Origin of the sequence: Micromonospora sp. A200, assembly GCF_029893845.1 — a bacterium.
Taxonomy (GTDB): Bacteria; Actinomycetota; Actinomycetes; order Mycobacteriales; family Micromonosporaceae; genus Micromonospora; species Micromonospora purpureochromogenes.
Map to the genome: position 1 here is coordinate 195,671 of NZ_JARXXY010000001.1, position 15,219 is coordinate 210,889.

Here is a 15,219-nt window from a genome sequence, read left to right on the forward strand (position 1 = left end):
GCGGCGGTTCGCATTCCGGGGTCCGGGCCGGAAGGCAAAGTGACGGCAATACGTCCGAATCAATCGGCGAGCATCATTGTCAAGCAGGATGTCCGGTACGCTCCGGCGTCGAGGTCCCGCCCGGGGCGGTCGTCGGCCGGAGCCGGTGTGCGCGATGTGGGGAGGCTGGGTGACGTCTGCGACGCTGTCCACGCCGGCACGGATCCCGCGTGCCCCGGCCGGCCCGCCCACCGGCCCGCTCGCCCGGGCCGACCAGCGGGCGTACGTGCGGATCCTGGTGGTGCTCGACACCGCCGTGCTCTCCCTCGCCGTCCTGGTCGGGTACGCCGCCCGCTTCGGTGACCGGGTGCCGGTCGGCTCCGAGATCCCGTACGTGCTCGTGGCCCCCGGCCTGGTGCTCGCCTGGCTGCTCTCGCTGCGGATGCTGCGCTGCTACGACGACCGCGTGCTCGGCTACGGCGCCGACGAGTACCGGCGGGTGAGCGCGGCCAGCCTGCGGCTCGCCGGTGGCATCGCCATCGTCGGCTACATCGCCGAAGCTGACGTGTCCCGGGGGTTCCTGGGCATCTCGTTCGCCGTCGGCACCGTGGCGCTGGAGGTGAACCGGTTCGCCGCGCGCAAGCGGCTGCACCGGGCCCGATATCGGGGCGCCGGCTGGTCCCGCCGGGTGCTGGTGGTCGGCGACACCGCCCACGTGCTGGAACTCGTGCACACCCTGCGCCGCGAGCCGTACGCCGGCTATCAGGTGGTCGGTGCCTGCATCCCGGACGCGCTGCTCGCGCCGGTGCCGCAACGGCTCAGCGACGTGCCGGTGGTCGGCTCGCTGCGCGGCATCCCCGAGGCGGCCGCCGCGATCGGCGCGGACACGGTCGCCGTCACCGCCTCCGGCGAGCTGACCGCGGCCCGGCTGCGCCGGCTGGGCTGGCAGCTGGAGGGGACCGGCATCGACCTGGTCGTCGCGCCGGCGCTCACCGACGTGGCCGGGCCCCGCATCCACACCCGGCCGGTCGCCGGGCTGCCGCTGATCCACGTCGAGGCGCCCGAGTTCCGGGGCGCCCGCAAGCTGGTCAAGGAGTTCGTCGACCGGGCCGCCGCCGCGCTGGCCGTGCTGCTCCTGCTGCCCCTGGGGGCGGCGGTCGCGCTCGCCATCCGCCTGGACAGTCGGGGCCCGGTGCTGTTCCGCCAGACCCGGGTGGGGCGGGGCGGCCGGGAGTTCGGCGTGCTGAAGTTCCGGACCATGGTGGTCAACGCCGACGCCCTCCTCGACGAGCTCGCCGTGCGCAACGAGACCGACGGGCTGATGTTCAAGATGCGCGACGACCCGCGGGTGACCCGGGCCGGGCGGCTGCTGCGCAAATGGTCCCTCGACGAGCTGCCGCAGTTGGTCAACGTGCTGCTGGGGCAGATGAGCCTGGTCGGCCCCCGGCCGCCGCTGCCCTCCGAGGTGGCCCGCTACGACGGCGACGTGGCCCGGCGACTGCTGGTCAAGCCCGGGATGACCGGGCTCTGGCAGGTCAGCGGTCGCTCCGACCTGAGCTGGGAGGACGGCATCCGGCTCGACCTGTACTACGTCGAGAACTGGTCGCTCGCCGCCGACCTCACCATCCTCTGGAAGACCTTCGGCGCGGTGCTGCGCGGGCGCGGGGCGTACTGACCCCTCAGGGCTGCGGGCCGGTCCAGTCGAGGCAGACCACCACCGCGTCGTCGATCAGGTCGCCGGCGACGAACGCCCGCAGGTCGCCCAGGAGCGACCGGACGGCGTCCAGCGGCTCCATCGGCCCGGTACGGCGCAGGAACCGGTCCAGCGCGGTCTCCCCGTACCGGACGTTCTGGCTGGTCGCGTCGATCACGCCGTCGCTGAGCACGAAGAGCCGGTCGCCGCGGCGCAGCTCGAAACACTGCTCCTGGTAGTCGGTGCCCTCGAACATGCCGAGCGGGAACTGCTTCTCGAGCACGTGCTCGCTGATCTCCCCGTCACGCAGTCGCACCAGGCGGGGCGACCCGGCGTCCACCACCGTCAGCTTCCCGGAGGCGAGGTCCAGCTCCATCAGCAGCGCGGAGAGGTGCTGCTCGCCCCGGTGCAGGGCGTAGATCGCCTGGTCCGCCAGGGCGGCCTGGTCGGCCAGCCCGAGCCCGCCCCGGCGGGCGTTGCGCAGCGCGTAGGTGGCCAGCGAGGTGAGCAGCGCGGCGGCCACCCCCTCACCCGCCCCGTTGATCGTGGCGAGCCAGACCCGGTTCCCGTCGTCGGACCAGTCGAAGCTGTCGCCGCGCACCGCGTACGCCGGCTCCAGCTGACCGGCCAGGCTGAACGACGGGCGGATCCGGCTGCGGCCGGGCAGCAGCTCCCACTGCATTTCGGCGGCGAGGGTGAGCCGACGGGCCCGGCGGGACGCCCGGTAGATGTCGGTGCCGGCGGAGACGGCGGCGAGTTCGTGCCCGAGGGCGGTGGCGATGGCGGCGAGTTCCTCGACCTGGGCGGGGTCGTCGGCGACCGGGGCCAGGCGCAGCACCCCGCGCCGTTCGCCGCGCATGCCGACCGGGAACCAGCCGACGCCGCCGGCCACGATCGGCTCCTGGTGGTCGAAGCAGCGCCAGGCCGGGTGGCCGGGCTCGCTGATCGGGTCCCCGTCACCCAGCGGCAGCAGCACCGAGAGGCGATAGTCGACCTGGAAGAGTTCGCTCTCCGTGATCCTGAACGTCCGTTCCAGCTCGGCGGTGAGCCGGTCGAGCAGGAGGTCGGCCGGTGCCTCGACCAGCACCCGCCGGGCGTGATCGTCCGGTCCGCCCATCATCACTCCTCCTGACAGGGGCCGACCACCCGGTACTCCGGGTAGTCTCGGGCCCACCATGGCCGACGAACATGGTCCCGCGGGACCGGAACTGAGTATGGCCGCCGAGCTCGACGGCGCGGCGGGTGCCCTGCTGTCGGTGTGGGAGGCGGCGCGGGAGGGCACCACCAGCCGCCTTTCCGCCGCTCAGCTGCGCGCGGTCATGGTGGTGGAGCGGCACGACGGGATCAACCTGCGCCGGCTCGCCACCCTCCTCGACATGCTGCTCTCCTCGGCCAGCCGGCTCTGCGACCGGCTGGTGGCGGCCGGCATGCTCGAACGGGAGCCGGGCCGCGTCGACCGGCGGGAGATCTCCCTGCACCTGACCCCGGAGGCCCGGGGACTCCTCGCCGAGCTGCGCCGGGACCGGCGGCGGCGGCTGGCCGACGTGCTGGCCGGGATGAGCGACGAGGACCGCCAGGCCCTGCTGCGGGGAGTCCGGGAGTTCGACCGGGTCGCCCGCGACCTGGAGGAGTCGGCGCCGCCGGTGGTGCCGTGGCAGGGCAGCGGCGTCCCGCCCCACGACGGCGCGATCGGCGACCCGTCGGCGGCCCGCTCCGCCTGATCCTGACCCGCCGGGCGCCGTCACCGCCGGCCGTGGGTCAGCTCCGGGCCGGTCACGGCCGGGGGCGCGGCGCAGACGGCGAGCATGGCGATGTCGTCGTGGCTCTGCCCGTCCAGCCAGTCCTCCACCGCCTGGAGCAGGCGGTCGACCACCGCGCTCGGCGGCAGTCCCGCCGCCGAGGCGAGCACCTCGCGCAGCCGTCGCTCCCCGAACATCTCCATCGCCGTCGGGCCGCCGCGCGCCTCGGTCACCCCGTCGGTGTACGCCAGCAGCAGCTCGCCCGGGGCCAGCCGCACCTCCGCCTCGGCGAAGGTCGCGGTGGTGAAGGCGCCGATCGGCATGCCACCGACCGGCACCGGGGTGACGGTGCCGTCGGCGCCTACCAGCAGCGGGGCGGGGTGCCCGCCGCCGGCGACGCGTACCCGGGCCCCGCCGTCGGGGTCCGGCTCGGCGGTGCCGAGCAGCAGGGTGGTGAACTGGGCGCGCCGGGCGGCGTCCGGTGCGTCGGAGAGGGCCCGGTTGAGCAGCCGCATCAGCTCCACGGGGCGCTGCTCGACCAGGCGGAGCGTCTGCAACGACTGGCGCACCCGGCCGGTGAGCACGGCGGCCCCGACGCCCCTGCCGCAGACGTCGCCGAGGGCGAACATCCCGCCCCGCTGCGTGCGGAACACGTCGTAGAAGTCGCCGCCGATGCGCAGGCTGTCCCCGGCGGCCCGGTAGCCGCCGGCCAGGGCGAGGCCGGGCAGTGGTGGAAGCTCCGGCGGCAGGAGGCGGTGCTGGAGCACCCGGGCCAGGTGGACCTGCTCGCCGTAGAGCTGGGCGGCGGCGAGCGAGGCGCCGGCCCGGGCGGCGAACTCCCGGGCCAGCTCGACGTCGCGCTGGTCGAAGCCCGGGCGCTCGGCCCGGCGGACGAGGATCAGGGCGCCGCCCGGCCCGCCGGCGCCGGGCATCGGGCTGATCAGCACTTCCCCGGGCCGGCCGAACGACTCAGGCAGCACGTCGGCCAGCTCGGCCAGCTCGGCGTCAGGGCAGGGGCTGGGCTCGGTGGCGGCACCGTCGAGCGCCTCGGCCAGGCCGGGAACGGAGCCGGTCAGCCCGGGGGAGCCGATGCCGGTGACCGGGGCCGGGTCGCCCTCGGCGTACCGGACCCAGTGCGGCCGGTCGGTGGCGGGCGGCGGGTGGTGGACGGTCACCGCGGCGTCGGCGAGGTACGGCACCGGCAGCGTGGCCGTCGCCCGCAGCGCCTGGTCCCGGTGCAAAGAGAGGCCGAGCCGACTGCCGGCCTGGGCGAGGAAGGCGGTGCGGGAACGTTCGGCGAGGAGGGCGTCGGCGCGGGCCTGCTCCTCGGTGACGTCCCGGACGTACCAGGCGCACCGGCCGGCGGCCAGCCGGCGGCAGACGCCCCGCAGCCGCCGGCCGCGGTGCTCGGTGTCGAAGGTCCCGCCTCCCCGCCGTACGGCGCTCGCCAGCGCCGGCACCGCGCAGCGCGCCAGGTCGGTCCCGGGGGTCAGCTCGGGCAGGAGTTTGCCGTCGCGTTGACGAGCGTGACGATCCCGGCGTGGTCGGTGGTGACCACCGCCTCGGCGAGGCCGTCCAGCAGCTCGCGGGCGAGCCGGGGGTCGGCGGGCAGCGGCGCGTCGGAGGACGGTCGGCGCGGCGCGGGAGAAGCCGGCTCCCCGCTGCTGGCCGGTCCGGCGGGTCCACCACGACGGATGGTCGTCACCGCTGGTCGCCGGTCGCCTCGGCCTGTCGACCTGTGCGCATGCTGGTAGCGGACTCCTCGGACGGGAACGTTGCCTCAGGGCAAGGGTAGCGAGGCGGACCGACGGGCGCCCATCCAGCAAGGTCGGCTCAGGGCCGGCCGGCCAGCCAACCGGACGGCCGGGTGATGATCCGGCGGACCACCGACCCGGCTCCACCGACCGCGGCCGACGCCGGGCCGAGCGCCGCCGCGCGGACCGTGACCGGCGACCAGGCGGCGGTGAGCACCCGGTCGGTCAGCTCGGCGAGGACCGGGGGGCGCAGCCAGGGCGCCAGGGTGGCGTATCCGCCCCCGAGGACCACGGTGTCCAGGTCCAGCAGGTTGACCACGCCGGCCACCGCCACCCCGAGGGCGGTGCCGGCCGCGCGCAGCGCGTCGAGGGTGGCCCGGTCGCCCGCCTCGGCGAGGTCGGCCAGCCGGCGCGCCGCGGTGTCCGCCGGCAGGTCCGTCCCGGAGAGTCCGGCCGCGCCGAGGACGGCCTCCTGGCCGGCGTACGTCTCCAGGCAGCCCCGCGCGCCGCAGCGGCACCGTGGCCCGGCCGGGTCGACCGTTACGTGGCCCAGCTCGCCGCTCCAGCCCCGGGCGCCCCGGAACAGCGCGCCGTCGAGCAGGATCCCGGCGCCGATGCCGATCTCGCCCGAGACGTGCAGGAAGCTGGCCGTCGCCGGGCCGGCGTGCAGCTCGCCGAGGGCGGCCAGGTTGGCCTCGTTGTCGACCACCAGCGCCGGCACCCCGTCGACCGGCCCGGCCAGCGGCGGATGCCCGGCGAGCAGGGCGGGGACGTCGACGTCGCGCCAGCCGAGGTTGGGCGCGAGCCGGACCAGGCCGTGGCCGTCGACCAGCCCCGGCACGGCCAGCGTGGCCCCGGCCAGGGTCAGCCCCTCCCGGTCGGCGGCGGCCCGGGCCCGCCCGGCCAGCTCGACCAGCCGGGCGAGCGCGTCGGCGGGGGCGACCGGGCGCAGGTCGGCCCGGCGTACCTCGTGGTGCCGGACCGTGCCGGCGAGGTCGACGACGCAGGCGGCCAGGTAGTCGACGTTGACCTCCAGCCCCAGCCCGGCCGGGCCGTCGGTGGCGAGCCGCAGTCCCCGGGCCGGGCGGCCCGCTCCGCCGCGCGGCGCGGGGTCGGCCTCGGTGACCAGGCGGCCGGTGATCAGGTCGTCCACCACGGCCGAGACGGTGGCCCGGGTGAGACCGGTCTGGCCGGCGATGCCGGCCCGCGACGGCGGCTGGTCGGCGGCGGCGATCCGCCCGAGCACGACGGCGAGGTTGAGCTCGCGCAGGCTGCCCTGCCGGACCGCGCCTGCGGTGCTGGTGCTGCTCACCCCTTGACAGTGCCACAGCACGGTCATTTAATCCATCCATTGAACAAATTGCGGCGACACCACCGGAGGTCTGCCATGGCACCCCGTCCCACCCCCGCCGACAAGTTCTCCTTCGGGCTCTGGACGGTGGGCTGGCCGGCCCGCGACCCGTTCGGCGACGCCACCCGCGCTGAGCTGGACCCGGTGGAGGCGGTGCACCGCCTCGCCGAGCTCGGCGCGTACGGGATCACCTTCCACGACGACGACCTGGTCCCCTTCGGCGCGGACGCCGCCGCCCGCGAGGCCCACCTGGCCCGGTTCCGCAAGGCACTCGACGAGACCGGCCTGGTCGTCCCGATGGTCACCACCAACCTCTTCACCCACCCCGTCTTCAAGGACGGCGGATTCACCAGCAACGACCGGGACGTGCGCCGGTACGCGCTGCGCAAGGTGCTGCGCAACGTCGACCTCGCCGCCGAGCTGGGCGCCCGCACCTTCGTGATGTGGGGCGGCCGGGAGGGCGCCGAGTACGACCTGGCCAAGGACGTCCGGGCCGCGCTGGACCGCTACCGCGAGGCGGTCGACCTGCTCTGCCAGTACGTCGTGGACTCCGGCTACGACCTGCGCTTCGCCCTCGAGCCCAAGCCCAACGAGCCGCGCGGCGACATCCTGCTGCCCACCATCGGGCACGCGCTGGCGTTCATCTCCACCCTCGCCCACCCGGACCTGGTCGGCCTCAACCCGGAGGTCGGGCACGAGCAGATGGCCGGGCTGAACTTCGCGCACGGCATCGCGCAGGCGCTCTGGCAGGGCAAACTGTTCCACATCGACCTCAACGGCCAGCGGAGCATCAAGTACGACCAGGACCTGGTCTTCGGTCACGGTGACCTGCTCAACGCCTTCGCCCTGGTGGACCTGCTGGAGCACGGCGGCCCGGACGGCGGCCCCGCGTACGACGGGCCCCGGCACTTCGACTACAAGCCCTCGCGCACCGAGGACTTCGCCGGCGTGTGGGCCTCGGCGGAGGCGAACATGCGCACGTACCTGCTGCTCAAGGAGCGGGCCGCGGCGTTCCGCGCCGACCCGGAGGTGGCCGAGGCGCTGGCCGCCAGCAAGGTCGCCGAGCTGTCCACCCCGACGCTCAGCCCGGGGGAGGGGTACACCGAGCTGCTCGCCGACCGGTCCGCGTACGAGGACGTGGACGTGGACGCGGTCGCGGCGCGGGGCTTCGGCTTCGTCCGGCTCAACCAGCTCGCCGTCGAGCACCTGCTCGGCGCGCGCTGAGGCGGGCCGCCGTGCCGCTCGTCGCCGGGGTCGACTCGTCCACCCAGTCCTGCAAGGTCGTGATCCGGGACGCGGCCACCGGGGCCCTGGTCCGGCAGGGCCGGGCGCCGCACCCGGACGGCACCGAGGTCGACCCGCGGGCCTGGTGGGACGCGCTGCGCACGGCGGTGGACGCCGCCGGCGGGCTGGCCGACGTCGCGGCCCTCTCGGTCGCCGGCCAGCAGCACGGCATGGTCTGCCTGGACGAGGCGGGCGAGGTGGTCCGGCCCGCCCTGCTCTGGAACGACACCCGCTCCGCCGACGCGGCCCGGGATCTCATCGACGAGGCCGGCGGCGAGGTGGCGGGCCGCCGGTTCTGGGCCGAGGCGGTGGGCAGCGTGCCGGTGGCGAGCTTCACCGGCACCAAGCTGCGCTGGCTGGCCCGGCACGAGCCGGAGCGTGCGGCCCGGGTCGCGGCCGTCTGCCTGCCCCACGACTGGCTCACCTGGCGGCTGGCCGGCGTGCGCGGCCTGGCCGCGCTGCGCACCGACCGGGGCGACGCCAGCGGCACCGGCTACTGGTCGCCCCGCACCGGCGATTACCGCCTCGACCTGCTGGAACAGGCCTTCGGCCGGGTGGTGGGGGTGCCGGCGGTGCTCGGCCCGGCCGAGGCCGCCGGCGTCCTGGACCCGGCCGCGCTGGGCGGCCCGGCGCCGGCAGCCGGGCCCGGCGCGGTCGGGGGCGCCGGGGTCGGCCCGTCGGGTGCCGCGCCCGGCGGGATCGTGCTCGGCCCGGGCACCGGGGACAACGCGGCCGCCGCCCTCGGCGTCGGCGCCGGCCCGGGCGACGTGGTCGTCTCGATCGGCACCTCCGGCACCGTTTTCAGCGTGGCCGACGTGCCGGCCGCCGACCCGGGCGGCGCCGTCGCCGGGTTCGCCGACGCCACCGGCCGGTACCTGCCGCTGGTCTGCACCCTCAACGCCGCCCGGGTGCTGGACGCTGCCGCCGCGCTGCTCCGGGTCGGCCTCGACGAGCTGAGCGAGCTGGCGCTGTCCGCTCCACCCGGCGCGGACGGGCTGGTCATGGTCCCCTACCTGGAAGGGGAGCGGACGCCCGACCGGCCGCTGTCCACCGGCGCGCTGCACGGGCTCACCCTGCGTACCGCCACCCCGGCGCACCTGGCCCGGGCCGCCGTCGAGGGGATGCTCTGCGCGCTCGCCGACGGGCTGGACGCGCTCACCGCCCAGGGCGCCGACGCCCGGCGGGTGATCCTGGTCGGTGGCGGGGCCCGCTCGGCGGCGGTGCGCCGGATCGCCCCGCAGGTCTTCGGCCGGCCGGTGGTGGTGCCGCCGCCCGGCGAGTACGTCGCCGACGGGGCCGCTCGCCAGGCCGCCTGGGTCGCCCTGGGCGGCGCGGCGCCACCCGAGTGGGCCGACGCCGACACCCGGGAGTACGACGCGGAGCCCGTCCCCGCCGTCCGCGAGCGGTACGCCCAGGCCCGGGACCGGACCGTCGACCGGACGCCGGGCTGAGCGGGGCGGTGCCAACCCCGGTGACGCGATCGTGACCTCGCCCTGATTGGCTGCCGCACATGACCTTGACCAGGGGTGGGGCGGCGCGGACCTGGGGCGGCGGCACGGCGCACCGGTTCTACAGCGTCGTGGTCTTCGTGGTGCTCGCCTCGCTGGACAACGTGGCGATCGGCCTGGTCCCGCCCCTGTACGGGCCGATCTCCGGGGCGCTGGGCGTGTCGCAGCGGCTGCTCGGGCTGGTCACCGCGGTCAGCTTCCTGGTCAGCGCGGTGGCGGCGGTGGCCTGGGCGTACGTGGGGGACCGGACGAACCGCAAGCCGCTGCTCATGGTCGGCACCCTGATCTGGGCGGCCGGCACCGGCGGCAGCGCGCTCGCCCAGGACTACCCGACCTTCCTGGCCGCGCAGCTGGTGGCCGCGGTCGGGCTCGGCGCGGTCGGCTCGGTCGGGTTCTCCGTCGTCACGGACCTGATCTCGCCCCGCCGCCGGGGGCTGGTGATGAGCTTCTGGGGGCTGTCGCAGGGCGTGGGGACGCTGGCCGGCACGCTCACCGGCGGCCTGCTGGGGGCCACCGACTGGCGGCGTCCGTTCCTGGCGCTCACCGTGGTCGGGCTGGCCGCCACCCTGGCCTATCTCTTCACGTACGACATCCGGCGCGGGCAGAGCGAGCCCGAGCTGGCCGGTGCGCTGAACGCCGGGGCCGAGTACGACTACCGGATCACCCGCGGCGACCTGCCCCGGATCCTGCACCGGCGGACCAACCGGTGGCTGATCCTGCAGGGCCTGACCGCGCAGGCGGCGTTCGGTTCGCTGGTCTGGCTGCCGGTGCTCTTCGCGCAACGGGCCGAGGCCCAGGGCTACTCGTCGGCGACCGCGGTGGTGGTGGGCAGCGTCTTCGCCACGCTGTTCCAACTCGGCGGGGTGTTCTCCATCGTCGGCGGACTGGCCGGCGACGCGCTGCAACGGCGTACCCGGAGGGGACGGGCCCTGGTCGCGGCGGTGGGCATCCTCGCGGCCGTGCCGTTCTACCTGGTCCTCTTCTTCGTGCCGATCCGCATCGTGGTGCCCGACGGGGCGGGCGGCGGGGCAGTGGTCCGGGCGGTGCTGGCCAGCGTGCTGACCGAGCCGACGGTCGGGCTGAGCCTGCTCGCCGCCGTGGTCGCGCTGGCGCTGACCTCGGCCAACTCGCCGAACTGGTTCGCCCTGATCGCCGACGTCAACCCGCCCGAGCACCGGGGCACCGTCTACAGCCTGGGCAACCTGGTCAACGGGGTGGGCCGGGCGGCCGGCAACGGCCTGGTCGGGGTGGCCTTCCACACCCTGCGGGCGGCCTTCCCGCCGCCGCTGAACTACGCCGTCGGGCTGGCCGTCTTCCAGCTCTTCTTCATCCCCACCGGCCTGATGTACTGGCGAGCCTCCCGTTCCTCGCCGGAGGACATCGAGGCGGTGCACGACCTGCTGCACGCCCGCGCCGACCGCCTCTGACCGATCGCCGTCGGGCCTCACCGGTCGCGCTGGGCCTGGCCATGCCACGCCTCGGGGCCGAGGTGGTCGCCGATCATCAGCACGGTGGCCCCGGGCCGGGTCGGGCTGCGCCGGGTCGGTCCACGCCGCGCCGGGTCGGCTTAGCGGCGCTGGCGCTGGGGCTGAGCCGGCGGATCCACCGGGCCGGGTGCCCCCAGGACGCTGTGGACCTGATGTCGTAAACGATTCAGGCCGGCCTGATGTCGGAACTTGGCGCCGTGCCGGATGATGCCCTGCTTCCATGCAGACCGCCGTCCACCCCGGGACGGCGCGACACGTCCGGCAGCGTGCCCCGCGACACGACACGCCGTGGAACCCGCCCTGCATCCCGTGCGCCGCCGTCGCGACGCGCACACCTGTCCCCGTCAACGACGGGGTAGCGCAAGGGCTCCTGGCCCGCCGACTCTGGCGGGACGCATGGTCCGTGCCGGTGCGCTGCGGGGGTGGGGAAGCAGGGCTGAGTCGTTTACGACATCAGGTCCACAGCGAACCAACCGGGTGCTGGGGTGGACGGGTGAAGAGTGCCGGACACGGCAGTGCCCGAGACGCCGCGCCGTGCCCGAGCCGACCAGCCGGCCCACCGGCCCCGCGGACGAGCGCGGGGCCGGTGGGACCGGCGGGAGCGGCAGTGGTCAGGCGCGGACCCAGACCGTCACGTCGGTGGGGACCCGCCCGTCGGCGTCCAGCGGAGCGCTGCTGTGCAGCAGTTCCCCGGCCGGCGCCGGGACGGCTGCCGCGCCGAAGTTGGTCAGCACGGTGAGCCCGCCGTTGCGGAAGGTCAGCACCTCGTCGCCGGAGGAGAGCCACTGCAGCGGACCCCGGGCCAGCCCGTGCTCGCGCCGCAGCCGCAGCGCCGTCCGGTACATCTCGTACGTCGAGCCGGGCACCCCGCGCTGCCGGTCGAGGGCGTACTCGGCCCACAGCGGCGGCTGCGGCAGCCAGCTGGCGTCGGTCGGCCCGAAGCCGTACGACGGGGCGTCGGCCTCCCACGGGATCGGCACCCGGCAGCCGTCGCGGCCGCGCTGGGTGTGGCCGCTGCGCTCCCAGGTCGGGTCCTGCCGGACCTCGTCCGGCAGCGTGGTGTGCTCGGGCAGGCCCAGCTCCTCACCCTGGTAGAGGTAGGCGCTGCCGGGCAGGGCCAGCATCAGCAGGCTGGCCGCGCGGGCCCGGCGCAGGCCGAGCGCGGCGTCCGGCTGCGGGTCGCCGATGCCGATGCCGTTCGGCCGGCCGCCGCCGATGGTCAGGCCGAGCCGGGAGGCGTGCCGCACCACGTCGTGGTTGGAGAGCACCCAGGTGGTCGGCGCGCCGACGCTGTCGGTGGCCTCCAGCGAGCGGGTGATCACCGCGTACTGGGCGGGCGCGGTCCACGAGGCGAGCAGGTACTCGAAGTTGAACGCCTGGTGCATCTCGTCCGGGCGCACGTAGCGGGCCAGCCGCTCCGCCGGCTCCACCCACGCCTCGGCGACCAGGACCCGCTCGCCCGGATACGAGTCGAGCAACCGGCGCCATTCCCGGTAGATCTCGTGCACGCCGTCCTGGTCCCACATCGGGGGTCGCGGCTTCGCCACCTCGCTGCCGGAGAGGATCTCCTGCGGCTCCTGCCAGTCGGCCAGGTCGGCCTGCTTGATCAGGCCGTGTGCCACGTCGACCCGGAAGCCGTCGACGCCCCGGTCCAGCCAGAACCGCAGCACGTCCAGGAACTCCTCGCGGACCTCCGGGCTGTCCCAGTTCAGGTCGGGCTGGCCGGTGTCGAACAGGTGCAGGTACCACTGGCCGGGCCGGCCGTCGGGATCGGTGACCCGGGTCCAGGCGGGGCCGCCGAAGACGCTCTGCCAGTCGTTCGGCGGCTGGTCGCCGTCCGGGCCGAGACCGTCCCGGAAGATGTAGCGGGCCCGCTCCGGGCTGCCCGGGGCGGCGGCCAGGGCGGCGGTGAACCACCGGTGCGCCGAGGAGGTGTGGTTGGGCACCAGGTCGACGATCACCCGCAGACCCTTGGCGCGGGCCTCGGCGATCAGCTTGTCGGCGTCCTCCAGCCGACCGAAGAGCGGGTCGACGTCCCGGTAGTCGGCCACGTCGTACCCGGCGTCGGCCTGCGGCGACGGGTAGAACGGCGACAGCCAGACGGCGTCCACGCTCAGCTCGGCGAGGTGGCCGAGTCGGGCGGTGATGCCCGGCAGGTCACCGACGCCGTCGCCGTCGGAGTCGGCGAACGAGCGCGGGTAGATCTGGTAGATGACGGCCTCGGTCCACCACCCGGTGGCCGGGCCACCGGACTGTTCCTGGTGCCTCGCGTCGGTGTTCAGAGCCTTCTCCCTGTGTCGAGCCGTGGTGCGGTCGAATCCGTTCAGTGTGCCCGCGGTGGTGCGGTCGATTCACGCACCACCAGCCGAGTGGGCAGAATCACCGGGGGGGTCGGCGGGTCGTCCCGGCCGCCGACCCGCTGGTCGGGGACCCGGCCGGCGTACGGGCCGGTGGTGCGGGTGCCGAGTGGGTCGAGCAGCAGCCGAGCGGCGAGCCGGCCCTGCTCGGCGGCGGGCTGGGCGATGGTGCTGAGCCCGAGCACGCTGGCCAGGTCGTGGTCGTCGACGCCGATCACGCTGACGTCCTGCGGCACCCGCAGCCCGGCGTCGCGCAGCGCGGTGATCGCGCCCATCGCCATCTCGTCGCAGGCGGCGAAGATCGCGGTCGGCGGCTCCCCCCGGGAGAGCAGCTCGGTGGTGGCCCGGTTGCCGCCGTCGATGGTGAACTGCGACTCGATGTCGAGGCTGGGGTCGGGGCGGATCCCGGCCGCCCGCAACGCCTCCCGGTAGCCCCGGCGCCGGTCCAGGTGGGTGGTGAAGGCCAGTTCGTCGTCCGGGTCGCCGGAGATGTGGGCGATCCGGCGGTGCCCCAGGTCGAGCAGGTGCCGGGTGGCGGTGCGCGCGGCGGCCACGTCGTCGATCCGGACGCAGGGCCAGCCGGGCACCACGGTGCCGGAGCTGATGGTGATCCCGGGCAGGTCCAGCGCGCCCAGCGCGGTCAGGTCGGCCGGCCGCAGAGGCGTGGCGACCAGCATGATGGCGTCGACGCGCTTGTGCAGGTTGGCGTTGCGCAGCACCCGCTGCCGGATCTGCTCCCGGCCGCCCAGGTTGTACAGGAGCAGGTCGTACCCGGCCTGGTGGAGGAACTCCTCGACCGCCTCCACGACGGTGCCGAAGAACCAGCGGGTGATCCGGGGGACCACCACGGCCACCGTCCCGGTCCGGCCGCCGGCCAGCCGTGAGGCGCTCGGCGAGACGGCGTACTGGAGCTGCTCGGCGGCGGCGAGCACCCGGCGGCGCGTCGCGGCCGACACCGTCGGCAGGCCGCGCAGGGCCCGGGAGACGGTGGCGGTCGAGACCCCGGCGAGTCGGGCGACGTCATCAATCTTCGTCATGGTGTTCCCCCGCTCCGCGCCCGTCACCGCCGCCGCCCGCCCGGCGGGCGGCGGCGGTACGAGGCCTCAGCCCTTGACGCTGCCGGCGAGCAGGCCGCGGACGAAGTAGCGCTGCAGGGACAGGAACACGATCAGGGGTACGACGATCGAGACGAACGCGCCCGCCGTCAGCCGCTGCCACTCGTTGCCCCGGGTGCCGGCCATCTCGGCCAGCCGGACGGTCAGCGGGGCGGTTTCGTTGCCGCCCCCGGCGAAGATCAGCGCGACCAGCAGGTCGTTCCAGACCCAGAGGAACTGGAAGATGCCGAAGGCCGCCAGGGCCGGGGTGATCAGCGGCAGGACGATGGTGCGGAAGATCTTGGGGTGGGTGGCCCCGTCGACCCGGGCCGCCTCCATCAGGTCCCTGGGCAGCTGCGAGATGAAGTTGTGCAGCAGGAACACCGCGAAGGGCAGCGCGAAACAGGTGTGCGCGAACCACACCTGGGCGAACTTCTGCTCGTCCACCAGGTCCCAGGCCGGCATCAGGGTGACGCCGGCGACGGTGACGCCGGTGGAGAAGAACTTCAGCAGCGGCACCAGCGCCATCTGCAGCGGGACGATCTGCAACGCGAAGATCGCGATGTAGAGCCAGTCCCGGCCCTTGAAGTTGATCCAGGCCAGCGCGTACGCGGCGAGCGAGGCGAAGGCGAGCGGGAACAGCACCGAGGGGATGGTGATGGCCAGCGAGTTGATGAAGTAGCTGGCGAGCTGACCCGAGGAGGAGGAGCTGCCGAAGAGCACCTCCTGGTAGTTCTCCAGGGTGAACTGCGGGTTGGTGAAGGACGTCCACCAGCCCGTGCTCTTGATCTCGTCCTCCGGCCGGAACGAGGACACGAAGAGGCCGAAGGTCGGGATCGTCCAGAGCAGCGCGATGACGATCGAGATCAGCGTGGCCGTACGGCTGTTCAGCCGCTTGCGGACGCGTCCGGCGGTGGTGGTCTTCCCGGTGGCCTGGGTGCCGGCCGGGACCGTGGGCGTGGCGGTGCTCATC

Annotated in this window: 12 protein-coding genes; 5 read left to right on the forward strand and 7 right to left on the reverse strand. The window is 75.0% G+C overall.

Features of this window, described 5'->3' with window-relative positions; translation table 11 throughout:
- The first annotated feature begins 169 nt into the window (after positions 1-169).
- A complete protein-coding gene (locus M2302_RS00865; protein ID WP_280836047.1) occupies positions 170-1,654 on the forward strand; it encodes a sugar transferase in 1,485 nt (494 codons plus the stop codon).
- A 4-nt stretch (positions 1,655-1,658) separates the two neighbouring features.
- Here the strand turns inward: M2302_RS00865 and M2302_RS00870 are convergent, their stop codons facing one another.
- Entirely contained in the window at positions 1,659-2,789 is a 1,131-nt protein-coding gene (locus M2302_RS00870) for a PP2C family protein-serine/threonine phosphatase (RefSeq protein WP_280836048.1), read from the reverse strand.
- Between the two features lie 97 nt (positions 2,790-2,886).
- Between M2302_RS00870 and M2302_RS00875 the strand changes: the two genes are divergently transcribed.
- On the forward strand, positions 2,887-3,393 hold the full coding sequence (locus M2302_RS00875; protein ID WP_280836049.1) for a MarR family transcriptional regulator: 507 nt from the start codon (positions 2,887-2,889) through the stop codon (positions 3,391-3,393).
- A gap of 20 nt (positions 3,394-3,413) precedes the next feature.
- Here the strand turns inward: M2302_RS00875 and M2302_RS00880 are convergent, their stop codons facing one another.
- The 3 genes from M2302_RS00880 to M2302_RS00890 form a co-directional block, all read right to left on the reverse strand.
- The gene (locus M2302_RS00880; RefSeq protein ID WP_280836050.1) at positions 3,414-4,871 is read right to left on the reverse strand and encodes a PP2C family protein-serine/threonine phosphatase; all 1,458 of its coding nucleotides are present in this window, start codon (positions 4,869-4,871) and stop codon (positions 3,414-3,416) included.
- A gap of 29 nt (positions 4,872-4,900) precedes the next feature.
- Entirely contained in the window at positions 4,901-5,116 is a 216-nt protein-coding gene (locus M2302_RS00885; RefSeq protein WP_280836051.1) for a hypothetical protein, read from the reverse strand.
- Positions 5,117-5,244: 128 nt separating this feature from the next.
- A complete protein-coding gene (locus M2302_RS00890) occupies positions 5,245-6,504 on the reverse strand; it encodes an ROK family protein (RefSeq protein ID WP_280836052.1) in 1,260 nt (419 codons plus the stop codon).
- Positions 6,505-6,552: 48 nt separating this feature from the next.
- Here M2302_RS00890 and xylA point away from each other — a divergent pair, with 48 nt between their 5' ends.
- The 3 genes from xylA to M2302_RS00905 are packed head-to-tail and all read left to right on the forward strand — an operon-like array spanning position 6,553 to position 10,735.
- Entirely contained in the window at positions 6,553-7,740 is a 1,188-nt protein-coding gene (gene xylA, locus M2302_RS00895) for a xylose isomerase (RefSeq protein WP_280836053.1), read from the forward strand.
- Between the two features lie 11 nt (positions 7,741-7,751).
- Positions 7,752-9,251, forward strand: a complete 1,500-nt coding sequence (xylB, locus tag M2302_RS00900; RefSeq protein WP_280836054.1) for a xylulokinase — start codon at positions 7,752-7,754, stop codon at positions 9,249-9,251.
- Positions 9,252-9,310: 59 nt separating this feature from the next.
- On the forward strand, positions 9,311-10,735 hold the full coding sequence (locus tag M2302_RS00905) for an MFS transporter (protein ID WP_280836055.1): 1,425 nt from the start codon (positions 9,311-9,313) through the stop codon (positions 10,733-10,735).
- Between the two features lie 671 nt (positions 10,736-11,406).
- Here M2302_RS00905 and M2302_RS00910 read toward each other — a convergent pair.
- From M2302_RS00910 to M2302_RS00920, 3 genes are all read right to left on the reverse strand, one after another.
- Positions 11,407-13,077, reverse strand: coding sequence for a glycoside hydrolase family 13 protein (locus tag M2302_RS00910; RefSeq protein WP_280836240.1), 1,671 nt, complete (start codon positions 13,075-13,077; stop codon positions 11,407-11,409).
- A 41-nt stretch (positions 13,078-13,118) separates the two neighbouring features.
- The gene (locus M2302_RS00915; RefSeq protein ID WP_280836056.1) at positions 13,119-14,189 is read right to left on the reverse strand and encodes a LacI family DNA-binding transcriptional regulator; all 1,071 of its coding nucleotides are present in this window, start codon (positions 14,187-14,189) and stop codon (positions 13,119-13,121) included.
- Between the two features lie 66 nt (positions 14,190-14,255).
- On the reverse strand, positions 14,256-15,218 hold the full coding sequence (locus M2302_RS00920; protein WP_280836057.1) for a carbohydrate ABC transporter permease: 963 nt from the start codon (positions 15,216-15,218) through the stop codon (positions 14,256-14,258).
- Position 15,219 lies beyond the last annotated feature (1 nt).

What these genes read in the sequence shown, in the direction of transcription:
- M2302_RS00870 (WP_280836048.1), bottom strand. Translation starts at nt 2,789, where the DNA reads ATGGGCGGACCGGACGATCACGCCCGGCGGGTGCTGGTCGAGGCACCG.
- M2302_RS00875 (WP_280836049.1), top strand. Translation starts at nt 2,887, where the DNA reads ATGGCCGCCGAGCTCGACGGCGCGGCGGGTGCCCTGCTGTCGGTGTGG.
- M2302_RS00890 (WP_280836052.1), bottom strand. Translation starts at nt 6,504, where the DNA reads ATGACCGTGCTGTGGCACTGTCAAGGGGTGAGCAGCACCAGCACCGCA.
- xylA (WP_280836053.1), top strand. Translation starts at nt 6,553, where the DNA reads ATGGCACCCCGTCCCACCCCCGCCGACAAGTTCTCCTTCGGGCTCTGG.
- M2302_RS00905 (WP_280836055.1), top strand. Translation starts at nt 9,311, where the DNA reads ATGACCTTGACCAGGGGTGGGGCGGCGCGGACCTGGGGCGGCGGCACG.
- M2302_RS00915 (WP_280836056.1), bottom strand. Translation starts at nt 14,189, where the DNA reads ATGACGAAGATTGATGACGTCGCCCGACTCGCCGGGGTCTCGACCGCC.
- M2302_RS00920 (WP_280836057.1), bottom strand. Translation starts at nt 15,218, where the DNA reads ATGAGCACCGCCACGCCCACGGTCCCGGCCGGCACCCAGGCCACCGGG.